Origin of the sequence: Streptomyces fructofermentans, assembly GCF_014651055.1 — a bacterium.
Lineage (GTDB): Bacteria > Actinomycetota > Actinomycetes > Streptomycetales > Streptomycetaceae > Streptomyces > Streptomyces fructofermentans.
Genome location: NZ_BMWD01000011.1, coordinates 224,800 through 244,810, shown reverse-complemented (window position 1 = coordinate 244,810; position 20,011 = coordinate 224,800). Strand labels below are relative to the sequence as shown.

Annotated in this window: 15 protein-coding genes and 2 pseudogenes; 11 read left to right on the top strand and 6 right to left on the bottom strand. The window is 71.8% G+C overall.

Annotation, left to right across the window (positions count from 1 at the left end; all coding sequences use genetic code 11):
• Positions 1-867, bottom strand: a pseudogene (locus IE265_RS18055) (Fe-S oxidoreductase); the annotation flags it as partial.
• Positions 868-1,450: 583 nt separating this feature from the next.
• Between IE265_RS18055 and dnaK the strand changes: the two are divergent.
• Genes dnaK through IE265_RS18035 form a run of 4 tightly spaced genes read left to right on the top strand, consistent with a single transcriptional unit; the run spans position 1,451 to position 5,665 of the window.
• Positions 1,451-3,307 (top strand): molecular chaperone DnaK, encoded by a 1,857-nt coding sequence (gene dnaK, locus IE265_RS18050; protein ID WP_190036610.1) that lies wholly within the window; start codon positions 1,451-1,453, stop codon positions 3,305-3,307.
• Positions 3,304-3,975, top strand: a complete 672-nt coding sequence (gene grpE, locus IE265_RS18045; RefSeq protein ID WP_190036609.1) for a nucleotide exchange factor GrpE — start codon at positions 3,304-3,306, stop codon at positions 3,973-3,975. Before dnaK ends, grpE begins: the two co-directional genes overlap by 4 nt.
• 33 nt (positions 3,976-4,008) lie before the next feature.
• Positions 4,009-5,199: a molecular chaperone DnaJ gene (gene dnaJ, locus IE265_RS18040; RefSeq protein WP_190036608.1), complete on the top strand. Its 1,191-nt coding sequence runs from the start codon at positions 4,009-4,011 to the stop codon at positions 5,197-5,199.
• A 7-nt stretch (positions 5,200-5,206) separates the two neighbouring features.
• On the top strand, positions 5,207-5,665 hold the full coding sequence (locus tag IE265_RS18035) for a heat shock protein transcriptional repressor HspR (RefSeq protein ID WP_190036607.1): 459 nt from the start codon (positions 5,207-5,209) through the stop codon (positions 5,663-5,665).
• 91 nt (positions 5,666-5,756) lie between these two features.
• On the opposite strand, the gene IE265_RS18030 is transcribed toward IE265_RS18035, so the two are convergent.
• The gene (locus IE265_RS18030; protein WP_190036606.1) at positions 5,757-6,011 is read right to left on the bottom strand and encodes a hypothetical protein; all 255 of its coding nucleotides are present in this window, start codon (positions 6,009-6,011) and stop codon (positions 5,757-5,759) included.
• 253 nt (positions 6,012-6,264) lie between these two features.
• Between IE265_RS18030 and IE265_RS18025 the strand changes: the two genes are divergently transcribed.
• The 3 genes from IE265_RS18025 to IE265_RS18015 all read left to right on the top strand — a co-directional run bounded on the left by IE265_RS18025 (position 6,265) and on the right by IE265_RS18015 (position 11,109).
• Entirely contained in the window at positions 6,265-6,714 is a 450-nt protein-coding gene (locus tag IE265_RS18025) for a helix-turn-helix domain-containing protein (protein ID WP_190036605.1), read from the top strand.
• A 1,267-nt stretch (positions 6,715-7,981) separates the two neighbouring features.
• On the top strand, positions 7,982-9,097 hold the full coding sequence (locus tag IE265_RS18020; RefSeq protein WP_190036604.1) for a sugar ABC transporter substrate-binding protein: 1,116 nt from the start codon (positions 7,982-7,984) through the stop codon (positions 9,095-9,097).
• 977 nt (positions 9,098-10,074) lie between these two features.
• Positions 10,075-11,109 (top strand): helix-turn-helix transcriptional regulator, encoded by a 1,035-nt coding sequence (locus tag IE265_RS18015; RefSeq protein WP_190036603.1) that lies wholly within the window; start codon positions 10,075-10,077, stop codon positions 11,107-11,109.
• A 127-nt stretch (positions 11,110-11,236) separates the two neighbouring features.
• On the opposite strand, the gene IE265_RS18010 is transcribed toward IE265_RS18015, so the two are convergent.
• Positions 11,237-12,226, bottom strand: a complete 990-nt coding sequence (locus IE265_RS18010; protein WP_190036602.1) for a helix-turn-helix transcriptional regulator — start codon at positions 12,224-12,226, stop codon at positions 11,237-11,239.
• 182 nt (positions 12,227-12,408) lie between these two features.
• On the opposite strand from IE265_RS18010, the gene IE265_RS18005 reads away from it, so the two are divergent.
• Together IE265_RS18005 and IE265_RS18000 are read left to right on the top strand one after the other, a co-directional pair.
• Complete coding sequence (locus tag IE265_RS18005; RefSeq protein WP_190036601.1) at positions 12,409-12,648, top strand: hypothetical protein; 240 nt, start codon at positions 12,409-12,411, stop codon at positions 12,646-12,648.
• Positions 12,645-12,980 (top strand): Rieske (2Fe-2S) protein, encoded by a 336-nt coding sequence (locus tag IE265_RS18000; protein WP_190036600.1) that lies wholly within the window; start codon positions 12,645-12,647, stop codon positions 12,978-12,980. Before IE265_RS18005 ends, IE265_RS18000 begins: the two co-directional genes overlap by 4 nt.
• Positions 12,981-13,171: 191 nt before the next feature.
• Here the strand turns inward: IE265_RS18000 and IE265_RS17995 are convergent, their stop codons facing one another.
• Positions 13,172-13,582, bottom strand: a complete 411-nt coding sequence (locus IE265_RS17995; protein WP_190036599.1) for a pyridoxamine 5'-phosphate oxidase family protein — start codon at positions 13,580-13,582, stop codon at positions 13,172-13,174.
• Positions 13,583-13,702: 120 nt separating this feature from the next.
• Between IE265_RS17995 and clpB the strand changes: the two are divergent.
• Both clpB and IE265_RS17985 read left to right on the top strand, forming a co-directional pair.
• A pseudogene (gene clpB / locus IE265_RS17990) lies at positions 13,703-16,288 on the top strand (ATP-dependent chaperone ClpB); the annotation flags it as partial.
• A 174-nt stretch (positions 16,289-16,462) separates the two neighbouring features.
• Positions 16,463-16,990, top strand: a complete 528-nt coding sequence (locus tag IE265_RS17985) for a YbjN domain-containing protein (protein WP_190036598.1) — start codon at positions 16,463-16,465, stop codon at positions 16,988-16,990.
• A 30-nt stretch (positions 16,991-17,020) separates the two neighbouring features.
• On the opposite strand, the gene IE265_RS17980 is transcribed toward IE265_RS17985, so the two are convergent.
• Positions 17,021-18,223: a putative hexosyltransferase gene (locus IE265_RS17980; RefSeq protein ID WP_373302976.1), complete on the bottom strand. Its 1,203-nt coding sequence runs from the start codon at positions 18,221-18,223 to the stop codon at positions 17,021-17,023.
• A 96-nt stretch (positions 18,224-18,319) separates the two neighbouring features.
• The gene (locus tag IE265_RS17975) at positions 18,320-19,534 is read right to left on the bottom strand and encodes a pyridoxal phosphate-dependent aminotransferase (RefSeq protein WP_190036597.1); all 1,215 of its coding nucleotides are present in this window, start codon (positions 19,532-19,534) and stop codon (positions 18,320-18,322) included.
• Positions 19,535-20,011: the final 477 nt, after the last annotated feature.

The following is a 20,011-nucleotide window of genomic DNA, read 5'->3' as shown; positions in this document are numbered from 1 at the left end:
CTCGACCTGCGAGACGCCGAACACGTCGTCGTCCCCCGGGTCGGTGAAGTCGATGGCCCGACCGCCCGACACCATCGGCTGCAAGGCGCCCAGCGCGGTGGCGCCGTCCGCCTCGCGCTTGAACCAGATGTTCGGGAAGCCCAGGAACCGGTGCCAGGCCACACCCATGTTGGTGTTCAGCGACACCACGATCATCCAGACGAAGGACGTCCCGATCTTGATCATCGCCGTGAAGTACACGAGGTTCTGCAGCACGCCGAGCGACAGGCCCTTGAAGGCCAGGACCAGCGGGTACGAGGCGAAGTACGCGGCCTCGTAGTGCTCGACGTGGTGGATCGCGCCCTCGAGGCCCCGCAGGACGTAGATCGCGAGCCCGATGGTGAGGATGACGTACTCGACGAAGTACGCCTGCCCTGCCTTGGAGCCCGTGAAGCGGGACTTGCGGCCGGCCCGGGACGGGAGGCTGAGCAGCCTGACCGCCATCAGGACGAGGATGCCGAGGATCGTCATGACACCGATGAACTCGATGTACAGCTCGAACGGCAGGAAGCCGCCGATGACGGGCAGCGTCCAGTCGGCCTGGAAGAGCTGGCCGAAGGCCTGGGCAAGGGTCGGCGGCAGCGTCAGGAAGCCGACGGCGACGAACCAGTGGGCGAAGCCCACGATGCCCCACCGGTTCATGCGCGTGTGCCCGAGGAACTCCCGCACCAGCGTCACGCTGCGCTGGTACGGGTTGTCAGTGCGCGTGCCGGCGGGGACCGGCTGACCGAGCTTGAAGTACCGGACGAACTGGCCGATGGCGCGTGCGAGCAGCGCGACGCCGACCACGGTCAGGACCAGCGACACGATGATCGCGGCGAGTTGCATTTCGGGGCTCCTCGGGCCTGCGAGGTGGGACTCATGTGATTACTAAGCGGTAACTTACGTAGTCGTCTGAGACTACCCAGTCTTCCGGCCGCACTGTAGCCAGAGGTGCGGTGATCTGCGTCGCTGAGGGTTGCCTGAGTGCCTGGTGTCGCCCCGGGGCACCCGATGGAGTCGGGGGTGTCGGCCCGAACGGGCGCCCCGGCCCCGGCCCCGGCGTGTCCGGTCCGCGGCGCCTGGCGTTCCCGTGCGCGGCCCAGCGGCCCAGCGGCCCAGCGGCCCGGCGGCCCAGCGGCCCAGCGGCCCGGCGGTCGCCCTGCCCCGCCCCGCCCTGCCGCCCCGCCCCGCCGCCGGGGCCTGTGGCGGGCGGGCCGGCGGGCGCCTCCCGCGCTGCCCGGGGAGGGAGTGGTCACCGCCACATCGCCGCCGAGGGGCCCCGGGGCCTGCCGTCCGTGCAGGTCGGGGCCTTCCTGCGCGTAAGGAAGAGATAAGAGTTGAGCCCACTCGACTCAGCTCTGTTGACCGGGAGGCGGACGTCATGCACACTTGAGTCCGTTCCACTCAAGTCATTGCTGGAGGAATCGAAATGGCACGTGCGGTCGGCATCGACCTGGGCACGACTAACTCCGTCGTCAGCGTTCTGGAGGGCGGTGAGCCCACCGTCATCACCAACGCCGAGGGCGCCAGGACCACGCCGTCCGTCGTCGCCTTCGCGAAGAACGGTGAGGTGCTCGTCGGCGAGGTCGCCAAGCGCCAGGCGGTCACGAACGTGGACCGGACCATCCGTTCCGTGAAGCGTCACATGGGCACGGACTGGAAGATCGAGCTCGACGGCAAGAGCTTCAACCCGCAGCAGATGAGCGCCTTCATCCTGCAGAAGCTGAAGCGCGACGCGGAGGCGTACCTGGGCGAGAAGGTGGCCGACGCGGTCATCACCGTCCCGGCGTACTTCAACGACTCCGAGCGTCAGGCGACGAAGGAGGCCGGTGAGATCGCGGGTCTGAACGTCCTGCGCATCGTCAACGAGCCGACCGCGGCCGCCCTGGCGTACGGCCTCGACAAGGACGACCAGACGATCCTCGTCTTCGACCTCGGTGGCGGCACCTTCGACGTGTCCCTCCTGGAGATCGGCGACGGCGTCGTCGAGGTGAAGGCCACCAACGGTGACAACCACCTCGGCGGCGACGACTGGGACCAGCGGGTCATGGACTACCTGGTCCAGCAGTTCCGCTCCGGCCACGGCGTGGACCTCGCCAAGGACAAGATGGCGCTCCAGCGTCTGCGCGAGGCCGCCGAGAAGGCCAAGATCGAGCTGTCCTCGTCCACCGAGACCTCGATCAACCTGCCCTACATCACGGCCTCCGCCGAGGGCCCGCTGCACCTGGACGAGAAGCTCACGCGCGCCCAGTTCCAGCAGCTGACGGCCGACCTGCTGGAGCGGTGCAAGACGCCGTTCCACAACGTCATCAAGGACGCCGGCATCCAGCTGTCCGAGATCGACCACGTCGTCCTCGTCGGCGGCTCCACCCGCATGCCCGCCGTCGCCGAGCTCGTCAAGGAGCTGACCGGCGGCAACGAGGCCAACAAGGGCGTGAACCCGGACGAGGTCGTCGCCATCGGCGCGGCCCTCCAGGCCGGTGTCCTCAAGGGTGAGGTCAAGGACGTCCTGCTCCTCGACGTGACCCCGCTGTCGCTTGGTATCGAGACCAAGGGCGGCATCATGACGAAGCTCATCGAGCGGAACACGACGATCCCGACCAAGCGGTCCGAGATCTTCACCACCGCCGAGGACAACCAGCCCTCCGTGCAGATCCAGGTCTACCAGGGCGAGCGCGAGATCGCGGCGTACAACAAGAAGCTCGGGATGTTCGAGCTGACCGGGCTGCCGCCGGCCCCGCGCGGTGTCCCGCAGATCGAGGTCGCCTTCGACATCGACGCCAACGGCATCATGCACGTGACCGCGAAGGACCTCGGCACGGGCAAGGAGCAGAAGATGACCGTCACCGGCGGCTCCTCGCTGCCGCGCGACGAGGTCGACCGGATGCGCCAGGAGGCCGAGAAGTACGCGGACGAGGACCACGCCCGCCGCGAGGCCGCCGAGACCCGCAACCAGGGCGAGCAGCTCGTCTACCAGACGGAGAAGTTCCTCAAGGACAACGAGGACAAGGTCCCGGGCGACATCAGGACCGAGGTCGAGGCCTCGATCGACGAGCTCAAGGAAAAGCTCAAGGGCGAGGACGTCGCCGAGATCCGCACGGCCACCGAGAAGGTCGCAGCCGTCTCGCAGAAGCTCGGCCAGGCGATGTACGCCGACGCCCAGGCCGCGCAGGGTGCCGCGGGCGGTGCCGAGGCCCCCGGTGCCGACGCCGGTGCCAGGGCCGCTGACGACGACGTCGTCGACGCCGAGATCGTCGACGAGGACCGCAAGGACGGTGCCGCGTGACGGAGGAGACCCCGGGCTTCGACGAGCAGTCGCAGCAGCCCGACGTCCCCTCCGGCGCCACCTCCGATGACGCCGAGCCGAAGACCGCCCCCTCCACGGAGGAGGGGGCGGCCCCGGCCGGGGACGCGGCAGCACAGATCACCGGTCTGACGGCCCAGCTGGACCAGGTCCGCACGGCGCTCGGTGAGCGCACGATGGACCTCCAGCGGCTCCAGGCCGAGTACCAGAACTACCGCCGCCGGGTCGAGCGCGACCGGATCGCGGTCAAGGAGATCGCCGTGGCGAACCTCCTGACCGAGCTCCTGCCCGTGCTCGACGACATCGGCCGCGCGCGGGAGCACGGTGAACTGGTCGGCGGCTTCAAGTCGGTGGCCGAGTCGCTGGAGACCGTCGCGGCCAAGATGGGCCTGCAGCAGTTCGGCAAGGACGGCGAGCCGTTCGACCCGACGATCCACGAGGCCCTGATGCACTCGTACGCGCCGGACGTCACGGAGACGACGTGCGTGGCGATTCTGCAGCCGGGGTATCGGATCGGCGAGCGCACCATCCGCCCCGCGCGGGTGGCGGTGGCCGAGCCGCAGCCGGGCGCGCAGACCGTCAAGGCGGACTCCCCGGAGTCCGCGGAGGCGGCCGACGACAAGGAGAGCGGTGGCCCGGACGAGGGCTGACGTTGCACTGAGGAGAGAGGAGGGACGTCGGGGATGAGCACCAAGGACTTCATCGAGAAGGACTACTACAAGGTCCTCGGCGTCCCCAAGGACGCCACCGAGGCCGAGATCAAGAAGGCGTACCGGAAGCTCGCCCGCGAGTTCCACCCGGACGCCAACAAGGGCAACGCCAAGGCCGAGGAGCGCTTCAAGGAGATCTCCGAGGCCAACGACATCCTCGGGGACACCAAGAAGCGCAAGGAGTACGACGAGGCACGCGCCCTCTTCGGCAACGGCGGCTTCAGGCCAGGACCCGGCGCCGGAGGCGGCTCCTTCAACTTCGACCTGGGCGACCTCTTCGGAGGCGCGCCCCAGGGCGGAACGGCGGGAGGCGGCTTCGGCGGCGGGGGCGGCATCGGTGATGTCTTCGGGGGCCTGTTCAACCGCGGTGGCGCGGGCGGCACGGGCGCGCGTACGCAGCCGCGGCGCGGCCAGGACATCGACACCGAGGTCACGCTGAGCTTCACGGAGGCCGTCGACGGGGCCACGGTCCCGCTGCGGATGACCTCCCAGGCCCCGTGCAAGGCGTGTTCGGGCACCGGCGACAAGAACGGCACACCGCGCGTGTGCCCGACCTGCGTCGGCACCGGCCAGGTGGCACGGGGCTCCGGCGGCGGCTTCTCGCTGACGGACCCCTGCCCCGACTGCAAGGGCCGCGGTCTGATCGCGGAGCACGCCTGCGAGGTCTGCAAGGGGTCGGGGCGCGCCAAGTCCTCGCGGACCATGCAGGTCCGCATCCCCGCGGGCGTCAGCGACAACCAGCGCATCCGGCTGCGCGGCAAGGGAGCCCCGGGCGAGCGGGGCGGGTCCGCCGGCGACCTGTACGTCACCGTGCACGTGGACACGCACCCGGTCTTCGGCCGCAAGGGCGACAACCTCACCGTCTCGGTGCCCGTCACCTTCGTGGAGGCGGCGCTCGGCGGGGAGGTCAGGGTGCCCACGCTCGGCGGGCCCCCGGTCACCCTGAAGCTGCCCCCGGGCACGCCCAACGGGCGTACGATGCGCGCCCGCGGCAAGGGCGCCGTCCGCAAGGACGGCACCCGCGGGGACCTGCTGGTCACCGTCGAGGTCGTCGTGCCCGCGGATCTGACGGGCAAGGCTCGCGACGCCCTGGAGGCGTATCGCGAGGCGACCGCGGACGAGGACCCGCGGGCGGAGCTGTTCCAGGCCGCGAAGGGAGCTTGAGGACGCCATGGACGCAACCGGACGCCGTCGTAACCCCTATGAGCTGACGGAAGAGACACCGGTCTACGTCATTTCGGTGGCCGCCCAGCTCTCGGGTCTGCACCCGCAGACGCTGCGCCAGTACGACCGTCTCGGCCTGGTCTCCCCGGACCGTACGGCCGGGCGGGGCCGCCGCTACTCGGCCCGTGACATCGAACTGCTGCGTACCGTGCAGCAGTTGTCGCAGGACGAGGGCATCAACCTGGCCGGCATCAAGCGCATCATCGAGCTGGAGAACCAGGTCGCGGCGCTCCAGTCCCGGGCCGCCGAGCTGCAGTCGGCCCTCGACGGCGCGGCGGCGGCGATGCAGCAGCGCGAGGCCGCCGTCCACGCCTCGTACCGGCGCGACCTGGTCCCGTACCAGGAGGTCCAGCAGACGAGCGCCCTGGTGGTGTGGCGTCCCAAGCGTCAGCAGTCCTCGGACTGACAGCGCGAGGAGCGCGCGGAGGGGCCCGGAAGGTTCGACCGAACCTTCCGGGCCCCTCCGCGTGTTCCGGGAGCGCGGCTCCGGCACGGGCTCAGCGGCCCAGGGTCTGCCAGACCGTCAGGGCCAGTGCCGTGCACGAGGTGGCCGCGGCGAGCGAGGGCAGGGGCCAGCGGGTCCGCTCCAGGGCCTCGATACGGGTCTCGTGCTCGTCCAGCGTCTTGTCGGTCTGGTCGGCGCGCTGGAGGAGGAGGGCGAGGTCGCCGCGCGTGGTGGCGAAGCCGACGTCGACCGAGCGGCGCAGGCGCTCCAGTTCCAGCGCGACCTGTTCGGCCTCGGTGGCCGTCATGGTGCGGCTCCTTCCCTGTGCGAACGTATGTTCGAACGTCGTGAGCGAGCGAACAGGGTTGCATGGCGCCGGCGCCGACGCAACCAACTATGGTCCCGCGGCGGCCGATACGGCCGAGGTGTCACGGGTCGTGGCCGAAGAGCCTTGCGGGGAGCGGCCGTTGCCGGATCTCCACAGGTACGCGCGGATGTGCGCACCTTCCGGCGTGCGCATGATCGGTACGCTCGTGGCGCGACGACGGGAGAGCGGACACATGGGCACCAGCGCACGGGCCGGGGCCCGTTCGGACCAGGCATTCCGGGCTCAGGGGCTTCAGGAGTTCGCGGGCTGGATCGAAGACCTGCTGCGCGCCCGCGGCTACGAGATCGACAGCCCGCGCGGCGGCGGCCGTTCGAAACTCGCGGACGACGCCGGTGTGCACCGGGCCGCCGTGAGCCGCCTGCTGCAGCGGCAGTCCATGCCGGACCTGGAGACGATGCGGCGCATCGCGGCCGTGCTCGGCGTGCCCCTGCGGGAGATGCTGATCCGCTCGGGCCGGCTCACCGAGGACGATCTCCCGCTCGCGGGCGCGGGTCGCCCCGCCGCGGAGGCAGGCGCCGCTCCGCTGAGCCCCGAGGAGGCCGCCTGCCGCATGGGCGTACCGCCCGAACTGCGAGGCCTGTTCGCGCAGGTGGCCCGGCAGTTCCTGCCGGAGGCCGGCTGACGCCGGAGGGCCGGGCGCGCGCCCGCGACGCCGGACGCGCGGAGGCCTGGGTGCGCGCGGGCGCGGGAGGCCGGGCGCGCGGGACGGCTGGTGCGCGACCCCGGGCGGCCCGGTTCAGGCCGCCGTCGTCCCGCGCGCGCAGTGCGGCATGACCGCCCCGTCGCGATCGGGTACTCGTCGATGAGGTCGTGCCGGCGGAACTCCGCCGCCGGCTCCGCCCCGCCGACCACCGGGGCCCCGCCGGGCTGCCGCTTGAGCGCCATGACCTCCTCGGGCACGACCTCCCGTACGACCGTGGTGCTCCGGTCGGCGCGCTCCAGGGTGCGCGAGTACACGGTCTTCGGCACGTCCCGCCAGGCGGGCGCGAACTCCCGCACGTGCTCCGAACAGCCGGGGTCCCGGTCCGCGGCGGGCCGGTGGGCAGCCCTCGGCTCGTGCGTCACGCGGCCGGTCAGGAACCCGCCCGGAGCCGTGACGCGCCCGTCCAGGTGCCGGTGCGGCTCGTCGTCGACCTGGTGCCGGTCGATCTCGCGGTCCGGTCCGTCGAAGGAGCCGTCCAGGGAGACGGACACGATCAGGGCGATGCTTCGCATCAGGGCCTCGCCGTGACGGATGGCGGACGGTCGCGGCCGCCCGAGGGGGGAGGGCAGTGGTACTCCAGCGCACCAGATCGGGCCCCGGGCGGGTCGGCCCGCACGGGTCCGCGGCGGCTCCGCCCGGCTCCCCTCGCGGCCCGCCCCCGCCCGGACAGTGCCCGCGGAACGCCCGGAACGCCTCCGTGGCGGCCTCGCGCCCGATCCCCGGCCCCGGGCGCCCCGGCCCCCGGCAGCGCCCGCGGAACGCCCCGCTCCGGCCTTCGGCCCGCGGACGGTTTCCGGCCCTCGGCCCGGGACCGCGTCCAGCCCTCGGCTCCGGACCGTTTCCGGCGCCGGCTTCGACCCGTGTCCCGATCCGCGTCCCGATCCGGGTCCCGGCACGCCTCCGGTCGGCGGGTGGCGGATTGACCGGAGCTTTCCTTCTGTCCCGTTTGGGTGCGCTTTGCGTGTCCGTCACATCCCTTTCACCCGCCTCCTGTTCCCCGATGGCACCGTTGTACGATCGCGCTGTGGACCCTCGCGCAACGGATCCACCCGAGTTCACCCCGGTCTCTCCACAGCTTTCTGTTGCGATCTCGTTAGCAGTTACTCCTTGACGGCCCGGGGCGCCCCGCGTTGGCTTTTCGTCACCTGGGCCCCGCTCTTGCGCCCTCGTCCGGAAGGCACCCGAAGTGAACAGCCGTACACGTCGTATTTCCATAGCCATCACCGCTTCCACCTTGACCTTCACGCTCGCCGCGTGCGGCGTGCTCGACGGGAGCGGTGACGGCGGCGGGGAAGAGAGCCCGTCCGTGGGCGACGACATCACGGTGGGCCTCCTGCTGCCGGAGAAGTCGAACTCCCGCTACGAGAAGTTCGACTACCCGATCATCAAGAAGCGGGTCGACCTGCTGACCGACGGCAAGGGCGAGGTCGTCTACGCCAACGCGGAGCAGGACGCCGACAAGCAGGACGACCAGCTCGACCAGATGATCGCGGACAAGGTCGACGTGCTGCTGCTGGACGCGGTGGACTCCCACGCGATCGCCCCGGGCGTGAAGAAGGCCAAGGAGGCCGGCATCCCGGTCATCGCCTACGACCGGCTGGCCGAGGGCCCGATCGACGCGTACATCTCGTTCGACAACGAGGCGGTCGGCCAGGTGCAGGGCCGCGCGCTCATCGACGAGCTGAACGGCGGCAAGACCCAGAAGATCGTCATGATGAACGGCGCCGTGACGGACCCGAACGCGGCCCAGTTCAAGGCGGGCGCCCTCGGTGAGCTGAGCGGCAAGGTGACCATCGCCAAGTCGTACGACACCAAGGACTGGAAGCCCGCGAACGCCCGGGCCAACATGATGGCGGCCATCTCCTCCATCGGCGTCGACAACATCGCCGGCGTGTACTCCGCCAACGACGGCATGGCGGGCGGCATCATCTCCGCGCTGAAGGCCGCCGGCGTCGCCGACCTGCCGCCGGTCACCGGCCAGGACGCCGAGCTGGACGGTGTGCAGCGGATCGTCGCGGGCGACCAGTTCATGAGCGTCTACAAGCCGTACCCGCAGGAGGCCGAGACCGCCGCCGAGATGGCCGTGGCCCGTGTGCGCGGCTACGGCATCGAGTTCGACGCGCTCACCCCGGACAAGATCGACAGCCCCACCCACAAGAACATCCCGTCCAACCTCGTCCAGGTGGCCTCGCTGACGCGGGAGACCATCGACACGACGGTCCTCAGGGACGGCATCTACACGGTCGAGCAGATCTGCACGGCCAAGTACAAGGCCGCCTGCGACTCGCTCGGCATCAAGTAGCGCTTCCGCGCTTCCACGCTTCCGCGAACGCGCCGCCCGGGCCTGTGGGCCCCGGGCGGCGCGTTCGCGCGTGCGGGCCGCCTCCGGCGGGGTGGGCGGTGCGCCCCGCGTCGGTGGGCGTCCGTGCCCTCCTGGGCGGCCGGGAGCCTTGCCGGGCGGGCCGGTCGCCCGCTCCTCGCCCGACCGCCCCCGCGGGGCTTCCCGCGGAAGGTGCCCGGCGTCCCCTGCGCCGGCTCTTCACCATTCGCGTACGTGATCCGCGGCGGCCCGGTTCGGGGGCGGGACCCGCTGGAGATCCCCTGCCCCGTACGCCCGCCCGCCGGCCGCCTGCGTGCCGGCGGCCCCGTCGCCCGCCCCGCCGGCCGGGCGCGAACCGCCCCGATCGGCCCGTCCGTGGGGCGGAACGACCCCCTTCCGGGAGCCGGAGCTCCTGGCGGAGGCGACGGCGGCCGGAGGCGGATGCGGAGGTCGAGGCGTGGCCGCGGGGGCGGCTCGCCGTCCGGGGTGCCGCCGGCTGCGGCGTTCGCGAATGCGACGCATCCTGCCCGGGAGGTGTCCGTCATGCCGGGAGGCCGTCACCGGACCGGGGCGCAGGCGCGGCGGGTCGGGACGGGACTCGGTCCAGGCCCCCTCCGGCCGCCCGGGAACGTCCCGTGCGGTCTGCCGGTCGTCCCGTACGGCCCCGCCTCCCCGCTCCGGCCCGGCACCCGACCCGGCATCGGGAGCGACATCCGGCCCGGCGCGTGACGCGGTGGTCGCCCGGGGTCGCGCGGAGGGCCGCGCGGGCGCCGGTGCCCTTGTCGCGGAGCGGCCGCCGCTGCCACCGTCAGCTTGTTGCAACGAGCCGCGCGGAGGTGTGGACAAAGGCGGACGGGGCAGGGCAAGAGGGTGCGTCGACGCGGGGCAGCCGTGTTGCGGAGCCGGAGGCAGCCGCGCATAGTTGCGCTGCGAAGAGGCTGGAACCGGGGGTTGGGGAGATGGCCGGGCACGCGACGGAAGCACATCCGCACGGTGCTGACCGCCTGTGCGATGCCGGGGACCGGGTGTACTCCCGGGCGGTCCGGCGGGGCCGGGTGCCCCGCGAGGACGCCGACCCGGTGCCCTGCCTGGTCGAACTGGCGCTGCTGCACCCCGACCCCGACGACATGCGCTGGCTGGTGCCGACCTCGCCGCAGGAGGTCATGACGCGGCTGCTGCGGGAGATGCACGAGCGGGTCGTCGCCACGCAGTCGCGGATGGGCGCGGCGGTGGCCGCCTTCGAGTGGTACGCGGCCCTGGGCGGCGGTGAACGGGCCCCCGCCGAAGGGGTGGCGATCCGGGTGCTGGACGGACTGCCCCGTATCCGCGCGGCGATGGACGAGGCGACCGAGGCGTGCGCGTCGGAGGTGCTCGCCGTGCAGCCCGGCGGCATCCGGCGCGAGGACGAACTCTCCGAGGGGCTGCACCGGGCGCTCGCGCTGCGCGGCCGCGGGGTCCGGATGCGGGATCTCTACACGCACGTGGCGCGGCACGGGCAGGGCCTGCTCACGTACATGGAGCTGATGGGCGACGCGGCCGAGGCGCGCACCCTGGACGAGGTCACCGAGCGGCTCATCGTCTTCGACCGGACGGTCGCGTTCATCCCCGCCAGCCCCGACCGCACGATCGCGCTGGAACTGCGCCACCCCGCCCTGGTGGACTACCTGGTGACGGTCTTCGAGCGGCTGTGGCGGCTGGCGATCCCGCTCACCGCGCCGCTCCCGGACACGGGCATCGAGGGCATCACCCATCGCGAGCGCTCCATCGCGGCCCTGCTCGCCGAGGGGCACCAGGACGCGGTGGTCGCGGAGCGGCTGGGCATCAGCGTCCGTACCTGCCGGGCGCACATCGCGCGGCTCTCGGAGACCCTCGGCGCCGCCAGCCGGACGCAGTTGGGGGTGCGGATAGCGCAGGCGGGGCTCGACGGGCCGCCCCGGTCCCCGGAGCTCCAGCCCCTCACCGTGCCCGGTCCCGAGTCCCCGACCGGGCGCTGAGCGGGCCGCGCCGGACGCCGTCCCGCCCGAACCCCCCGTACGGGCACGTCTGTCGGCCCCTTCCCGGGACCCGTGCGGCTCCGTTGCGGTCCCGCGGTCCCGGCCGCCGTCGGTGCGTGCCGGGGCCTCACTGGGGCGAGTCGTGGCGCAGGAGGCCCGACTCGGCGATCAGGAAGCCGAGTTGTGCCCGGCTGCCGCTGCCCAGGGCGGTCGCCAGCCGCGCGATGTGGGCCCTGCAGGTGCGGACGTTCATGCCGAGCCGGCGGGCTATCGCCTCGTCGACGTGGCCCTCGATGAGGAGTTTGGCTATGGACCGCTGCACGGGGGTGATGCCGTTGGGGTCGACGTCGTTGGGCACGTCCTCGGTCAGGGGCACCGCGCGCTGCCAGAGCTGGTCGAAGACCTTGGTGAGGTACAGGACGAGTCCGGGGTGGCGCAGTTCGAGCGCGACCCGGCGGTCGTCGCTCGCGGGGATGAAGGCGACGGTCCGGTCGAAGATGATCAGCCGCTCGATGAGCTCCTCGAGCGTGCGGACCTGGATCTTGCCGCCGGAGATGCGCTCCACGTAGGCCAGCGTCCCCTGGCTGTGCCTGGCCGTGTGCTGGTACAGCGTCCGGATGCTGACCCCTCGGTCGGTCAGGGGCCTGTCGCGCTCCAGGGCCTGCATGAGAGCGTCTGCGGGGCGCCCGCCGCCGGGCTGCACCGTCAGCATTTCCGTGTGGCACTCGGCGGTGGCCGAATTGAGTGCCGCGTTGATCCGGTCGAATCCCTCCAGAACGGTGATCGCGTGGATGCTCGCCTGGTTCTGTGTACTGATCGCGATGAAAGGGTCGAAGGAGTCCGTCAGCTCGATCGCCTGGCGCCGCCGCTCCTGGATCTCGCGTTCCAGGGGGTGCAGACGCTGTGCCAGGGCGACGGACGGAGGGACCGGTCGCAGCCATTTCTCGTCGTCGGGATCGGGGTGGAGCAGCGCGAACTCCAGAAGGCAGGGAGCCGCCTCGACCTCGACCCGTGTGATGCGTCCCGCGTGCAGGGCGCCGGCGTACAGGCGTGCTCCTTCGTCACACAACGTGGTGACAGCATGGGGATGTGTCGGTTGTGAGTTGTTTTTGGGCAAATCTCCACCCCCCAGGGTCCTGAACGTGCAGGAACATGATGCATCGCTCCTGTGGCATTGACGTGCCTGAATGAGCCATCGTCTTGTGACGACGGGGGAGAAGATTCCATCAAGTGAGGACGAAGCCGACTATGCGAGCGAGATTGCTTGGTTCAGTGCTTGCCGCAGTCTTCTCTGTCGCTGTGGCCTTCGGCGCTCTGGGGGGCTCGGGTCTCGACGCCGCGCACGCCCTGGTGTCCCTTCCGCCCGACAGCGGTTGGACCAGCATCAAGGCGGACAGCGGCTGGACCAACCTGCTGGCGGAGACGCCGCCCGACAGCGGCTGGACCATCATCGGGGCCGACAGCGGCTGGACCAGGGTGGTGGCGGAGACGCCGCCCGACAGCGGCTGGACGAGCGGCCCCGCGGACGCGGACGCATGACCACGCCCCCCGACGACCGGTCCTTCCGGCGGGAAATGGCCACCGCCTACCGCTCGGGCTGGCATTTCATCGACCTGGCCACCGCGATCCCCCACAGCGGTGACTCGTTGATGGTGACCGTCTTCGGCGAGCCGGTCGTGGTCACCCGGGACGAGGACGACGACGTGCGTGCGTACCGGTGCCTGCGACGGCCCCGGGGCGCGCCGCAGCCGGTACGGTGCGCCATCCGGTACGGAATGATCTTTGTGAACCTCGACCAGCGCGATCACCGGCTGGTCGAGCCGGAAGCCCCGGACGTACGAACCATCTCAGCCACCCCCCGCAGTGCCTGACGCGATTCCCCCGTCGTTCCAAATCGCTCAGGCGCTTCCCCCCGCAGCGGCGTCACCGTGACCTGAACACGGTGACGCCGCTGCAGTTTCCGGGGATATTTCGGCGTATCCGCCGATCATGACAAGGGCTGAAACCAGCCGTGCGCGGAAGGCGCGCGGCGGGTCGTGGGCCCGGAGGCCGCCGGCGGTCGTCAGCCGCGCCCCATCGCCCTCGTCAGCTCGATCTCGACGACGACCCTGGCCGGATTGGGTGCCGGGGTCCGGTAGCGCTCGGCGTAGCGCCGCACCGCCTCCGCGATCCGCGCGGGGTCCGTGGACACGCGTGCGCGGCCCTCCAGCGTCGCCCACCGCCCCCCGTCCACCTGGCAGACCGCGACCGGCATCCCCTCGGGGCCGGCGGCGAGCACGTGGCGCACCTTGGCACTGGTCCTGTTCGTGATGATCCGAGCAAGACCGGCCTCGGGGTCGTATGTGACCCCGACGGGCACGACGTGCGGGGTGCCGTCGGGACGCAGGGTCGTGAGGGTGCACAGGTGCCGTTCCCGCCAGAAGGCGAGGTACAGGTCGTCGGGAGCGCGCGGGTCGAGGGGTTGCGAGGCCATGCACCGGAACTTAGCCGTTGAGCCTCCCCGCGCTCTCCTTGAGTGGAATCGACTCAACTTTGTGTACGCTGGTCGAGTCACCCGATGCAGGAGCAGGAGTACGAGGAGGAGAACGCGAACGTGGACGCCGAGCTGACCAACAGGAGCCGGGACGCGATCAACGCCGCCACCGGCCGGGCGGTGTCCGGAGGGCACCCGGACCTGACCGCCGCGCACCTGCTCCTGGCCCTGCTGGAGGGGCAGGAGAACGAGAACATCACCGACCTGCTGGCCGCGGTCGACGCCGACCAGGCCGCCGTGCGGGCCGGCGCCGAGCGGGTGCTCGGCGCGCTGCCCAGCGTGGCCGGCTCCACCGTCGCCCCGCCCCAGCCGGACCGCGAGCTGCTCGCGGTCGTCGCCGACGCCGCGGACCGGGCCAGGGAGCTGGGGGACGACTACCTCTCGACGGAGCACCTGCTCATCGGGATCGCGGAGAAGGGCGGCCGGGCCGGGGACGTACTCTCCGCTCAGGGAGCCAGTGCCGGAAAGCTGCTGGAAGCGTTCGAGAAGAGCAGGGGAGGGCGCCGGGTGACCACCCCGGATCCCGAGGGCCAGTACAAGGCGCTCGAAAAGTTCGGTACGGACTTCACCGCGGCCGCGCGGGAGGGCAAGCTCGATCCCGTCATCGGCCGGGACCAGGAGATCCGCCGCGTCGTGCAGGTGCTGTCCCGCCGCACCAAGAACAACCCCGTCCTCATCGGTGAGCCCGGCGTCGGCAAGACCGCCGTCGTCGAGGGGCTCGCGCAGCGGATCGTGAAGGGGGACGTGCCCGAGTCGCTGAAGAACAAGCGGCTGGTCTCGCTGGACCTGGGCGCGATGGTCGCCGGTGCCAAGTACCGGGGCGAGTTCGAGGAGCGGCTCAAGACCGTGCTCGCCGAGATCAAGGCGTCCGACGGGCAGATCATCACCTTCATCGACGAGCTGCACACCGTCGTCGGCGCGGGCGCGGGCGGCGACTCCGCCATGGACGCCGGGAACATGCTGAAGCCGATGCTCGCGCGCGGCGAGCTGCGCATGGTCGGCGCCACCACCCTCGACGAGTACCGCGAGCGGATCGAGAAGGACCCGGCGCTGGAGCGGCGCTTCCAGCAGGTGCTGGTGGCCGAGCCGACCGTCGAGGACACCATCGCCATCCTGCGCGGGCTCAAGGGCCGCTACGAGGCCCACCACAAGGTGCAGATCGCCGACAGCGCGCTGGTCGCGGCGGCCACGCTGTCCGACCGGTACATCACCTCGCGCTTCCTGCCCGACAAGGCCATCGACCTGGTCGACGAGGCGGCCTCGCGGCTGCGGATGGAGATCGACTCCTCGCCGGTGGAGATCGACGAGCTCCAGCGCTCCGTGGACCGGCTCCGCATGGAGGAGCTGGCGCTCGACAAGGAGACCGACCCCGCCTCGAAGCAGCGTCTGGAGAAACTGCGCCGCGACCTCGCCGACAAGGAGGAGGAGCTGCGCGGCCTGACCGCGCGCTGGGAGAAGGAGAAGCAGTCCCTCAACCGGGTGGGCGAGCTGAAGGAGAGGCTCGACGAGCTGCGCGGCCAGGCCGAACGGGCCCAGCGCGACGGGGACTTCGACACCGCGTCCAAGCTGCTGTACGGGGAGATCCCCACCCTGGAGCGGGACCTGGAGGCCGCCTCGGAGGCCGAGGTGATCGCCGCCAAGGACACGATGGTCAAGGAGGAGGTCGGCCCGGACGACATCGCGGACGTAGTCGGCGCCTGGACCGGCATCCCGGCGGGCCGCCTCCTGGAGGGCGAGACGCAGAAGCTGCTGCGCATGGAGGACGAGCTGGGCCGCCGCCTGATCGGCCAGGGCGAGGCCGTGCGCGCGGTGTCGGACGCCGTGCGCCGCACGCGGGCCGGCATCGCCGACCCGGACCGTCCCACCGGCTCCTTCCTCTTCCTCGGCCCGACCGGTGTCGGCAAGACCGAACTGGCCAAGGCGCTCGCGGACTTCCTCTTCGACGACGAGCGGGCCATGGTCCGCATCGACATGTCGGAGTACGGCGAGAAGCACACGGTCTCGCGGCTCGTCGGCGCGCCCCCCGGGTACGTGGGCTACGAGGAGGGCGGCCAGTTGACCGAGGCGGTCCGTCGCCGCCCGTACAGCGTCGTACTGCTCGACGAGGTGGAGAAGGCTCACCCGGAGGTCTTCGACATCCTGCTCCAGGTGCTGGACGACGGGCGCCTGACGGACGGTCAGGGACGCACGGTCGACTTCCGCAACACCATCCTGGTCCTCACCTCGAACCTGGGCAGCCAGTTCCTGGTGGAGCCGACGACGAGCGAGCAGGAGAAGCGCGAGCAGGTGCTGGAGGTGGTGAGGGCCTCGTTCAAGCCGGAGTTCCTCAACCGGCTCGACGACCTGGTGGTCTTCTCGGCACTCGGCACGCCGGAGCTCCAGCGCATCGCCGGTCTCCAGATCGGCCGGCTCGCGAAGCGGCTCGCCGAGCGACGGCTCACCCTGGAGGTCAGCGAGGAGGCCCTGTCCTGGCTCGCGGTCGAGGGCAACGATCCCGCCTACGGCGCCCGGCCCCTGCGCCGGCTGGTCCAGACGGCCATCGGCGACCGCCTCGCCAAGGAGATCCTCTCGGGCGAGGTCAAGGACGGCGACACGGTCCGGGTGGACGCCTTCGGGGACGGGCTGATCGTCGGCCCGGCCGCGGGAGCAGAGGCGGAACCGCAGCCGGAGTCGCAGACTGGAGTGGAGACCGGACCGGTGTGGGGACCGGCCACGGGCAAGACGCTCTGAGCGGAATTGCGTCACCGACGGAGGCGGGGGTTGCGAGCCCCCGCCCCGGATGGGGGAGGATGGCGGAATCCGTACGAAGGGAAAATCACGGTGAGCATCGACCCGTCCTCGATTCCGAACTTCGGGGGCCAGCCCGAGCCGCAGCCCGGCGGACCGGCGGGCCCCGTCGTCCCGGATCAGGACCTTGTGAAGCAGCTCCTGGAGCAGATGGAGCTGAAGTATGTCGTCGACGACGAGGGTGACCTCGCGGCGCCGTGGGAGCAGTTCCGTACGTACTTCATGTTCCGCGGCGAGGGTGACCAGCAGGTCTTCTCGGTGCGGACGTTCTACGACCGGCCGCACCAGATCGAGGACAAGCCCCAGATCCTGGAGTCCATCGACGACTGGAACCGCCGCACGCTGTGGCCGAAGGTCTACAGCCACACGCACGACGACGGCACGGTCCGCCTGATCGGCGAGGCGCAGATGCTGATCGGCACCGGCGTCAGCCTGGAGCACTTCGTCTCCTCGACGGTCAGCTGGGTGCGCGCCGCGATCGAGTTCGACAAGTGGCTCGTGGAGCAGCTCGGCCTGGAGCAGGAGATCAACGAGGCCGACAAGCCCGACGACGGCGAGTAGCCCCCGCGTCCTCGGGGCCGCCCCGCCCGGCTAAAGGGGCTTGTGGGCGATGACGACGAGGTACGCCCCGTACGCGAACGAGAGCCCGGCCAGGGCACCGACCAGCAGGGTCGCGTGCCAGGGCCGGGCTCTCGCCGTGCGCACCAGCGCGAGGGCGGCCGGCAGCAGCAGCGGGAACGCCGGCAGCAGGAAGCGCGGCTTGGACTGGAAGAAGCCCGAGCCGCCGGCCGCGACGAGCAGCAGGACGCCCGCGTAGACCAGTAGCGGCAGCGGCGCGCGGTCCGCGAGCAGCAGCCCGAACAGCAGCAGGCACACCGCCACGATCACCATCGCCACGGGGAAGACGAGCAGGTCGCCCCGGAGCAGCAGGTGCTTGACGAAGCGCAGGGCGCCCAGCCCGAAGTCGAAGCGCGAGCCCCACAGCCGCTGCACCTCGAAGTAGCCGCCGAGCAGGTCGCCCTTGCGCCGCCCCACCCACAGCACGTACGCGCTCCAGCCGAGGGGCGCGAGCGCGGCGCCCGTCCACAGCCTGTGGGGAACTTCCCGTCCGCGCCGCCGCCAGACCTCGTGGGCGGCGGCCGCGAGCACCGCCGCCGCCACCGCGAAGCCGTTCGGACGGGCCAGCCCCGCGCAGGCCGCGAGGGAGCCCGCCCACAGCCAGCGGCCGTTGAGGACGGCGTACAGCGACCAGGCGGCGAACGCCGTCAGGACCGGCTCCGTGTACGCCATCGACAGCACGACGGAGTGCGGGAGCAGGCCCCAGAGCAGCACGAGGGCGGTGGCGACGGCCCGGTCGTGCAGCCGGGCCCCGATCGCGTAGATGCCGCAGGCGGCGGCCGCGGCGGCGGTCCACGAGATCACCAGGCCCGCGCCCGCCCCGCTCAGCGGGGTCAGGCCGGTGACGGCCCGGATCAGTCCCGGGTACAGCGGGAAGAAGGCGAGGTCGCTGTGGACGACGGTGGGATGGAAGTGGAAGCTGCGCCCGTAGCCGTCGAACGCGATCCGCAGGTACCAGACGGAGTCCCAGGACCGTCCGAGCAGGGCGACCGGGTGCCCGCCCGTGCTCCAGGCCGCCACGGCCACCGCGCCGATGCCCAGCAGCCGGGCGGCGGCGAACAGCCCGAGCGCGGTACCCAGGGTCGCGGCCAGGGGCGGCCGGGGCCGGGCGCGGCCTCCGGTGGCGGGCTCCGTCTCGGTCGCGGCGGCGGGGGTGAGGGTGCTTGCTTGGGTCACACTCGAAGACTGCTGGGAATCTGTCCCGTTTGCGAGCATTGTCCCGCTGTGGCGTGCGATTCCCACCGCTCCCGCCGACCGCGCGGCGCGGGACCGCTATCCGGCGAGTGTCCCGAGCCGCTCGACGGCCTCCTCCAGCACGGACGCGCGCTTGCAGAACGCGAACCGCACGAAGGGCGCGCCGGCCTCCCGGTGGTCGTAGAAGACGGCGTTCGGGATCGCCACGACACCGGCGCGCTCCGGCAGCGCCCGGCAGAACGCGAAGCCGTCGCTCTCGCCCAGCGGCCGGATGTCCGTGGTGACGAAGTACGTCCCGGCCGGCTCGAAGACCCCGAAGCCCGCCTTCGCGAGGCCCGCGACCAGCAGGTTCCGCTTGGCCAGCATGTCCGCGCCGAACTCCTCGAAGTACGTGTCCGGCAGCGTCAGCGCCTCGGCGACCGCGTACTGGAAGGGCCCGGACGCCACGTACGTCAGGAACTGCTTCGCCGCCCGGACCGCCGACACGAGCGCGGGCGCCGCCGTCACCCAGCCGACCTTCCAGCCGGTGAAGGAGTACGACTTGCCCGCGGAGCCGATGGTGACCGTGCGCCCGCGCATGCCCGGCAGGGTCGCGAGCGGTACGTGCTCGGCGCCGTCGAAGACCAGGTGCTCGTACACCTCGTCGGTGACCACGAGCAGGTCGCGCTCGACGGCCAGCGCGGCGATCTCGGTCAGTTCCGCGCGGGTCAGGACCGTGCCCGTCGGGTTGTGCGGGGTGTTGATCAGCAGCAGCCGGGTGCGGTCCGTCACCGCGTCGCGCAGCTCGTCCAGGTCGAGACGGAACCGCCGGCGCGTGACCCCGTCGCGGGTCTCCTCGTGCGGCCGGAGCGTCACGGGGACGCGCGTGCCGCCCGCCATCGCGACACAGGCCGCGTACGAGTCGTAGTAGGGCTCCAGGGCGACCACCTCGTCGCCCGGCTCGACCAGGGCCAGCAGGGTGGCGGCGATGGCCTCCGTCGCGCCCGCGGTGACCAGCACCTCGGTGTCCGGGTCGAACGAGAGGCCGTACCGGCGCTCCTGGTGGGCGGCGACCGCCATGCGCAGTTCGGGCACCCCGGGCCCCGGCGGGTACTGGTTGCCGCGGCCGTCGCGCAGCGCGCGCACGGCCGCCTCCCTGATCTCCTCGGGGCCGTCCGTGTCGGGGAAGCCCTGGCCGAGGTTGATGGAGCCGGTGCTCGCCGCCAGGGCCGACATCTCGGCGAAGATCGTCGTGCCGAACTCGGCGAGGCGGCGGTTCAGGAGGGGGCGCGCGCTGGAGGTCATGGGCGCCATCCTGCGCGCAACCTCTGGAGTTGCTCAACTCTGCTTTGGCCGGGCGGGCGCCGGGGCATCCCCCTGTCACGCGCGAGGCGCGGGCAGGAAACAGGCAGGAAGCAGAGCCCACGGGGGGCCGCTTCGGGGGAACGGAAGGAGGGTGGAGCCATGATCGTTGGCATCATCCTGGCGGTGTTCGTCGTACTGGTCGTGGTCGGCGTCGTGGCCTCCGCGACGAGCGGGAGCCGGAGGCGCTCGCGCCGGTCCGGGAGCAGCTGGTGGGCGGGCGGCGCGAGCGGGGGCGGCGGCTCGTCCTGTTCGTCGGGGAGTTCATCGTGCGGTGGCGGCTCGTCCTGCGGAGGCGGGTCGTCCTGCGGGGGCGGTGGGGGCGGATGCGGCGGAGGCAGCTGACACGGGGCAGCTGAGCTCCGGACACCGCGTTCGGAACCGTCCGGCACCACGGGCGTCCGCCGGGAGGCATCTCCCGGCGGACGC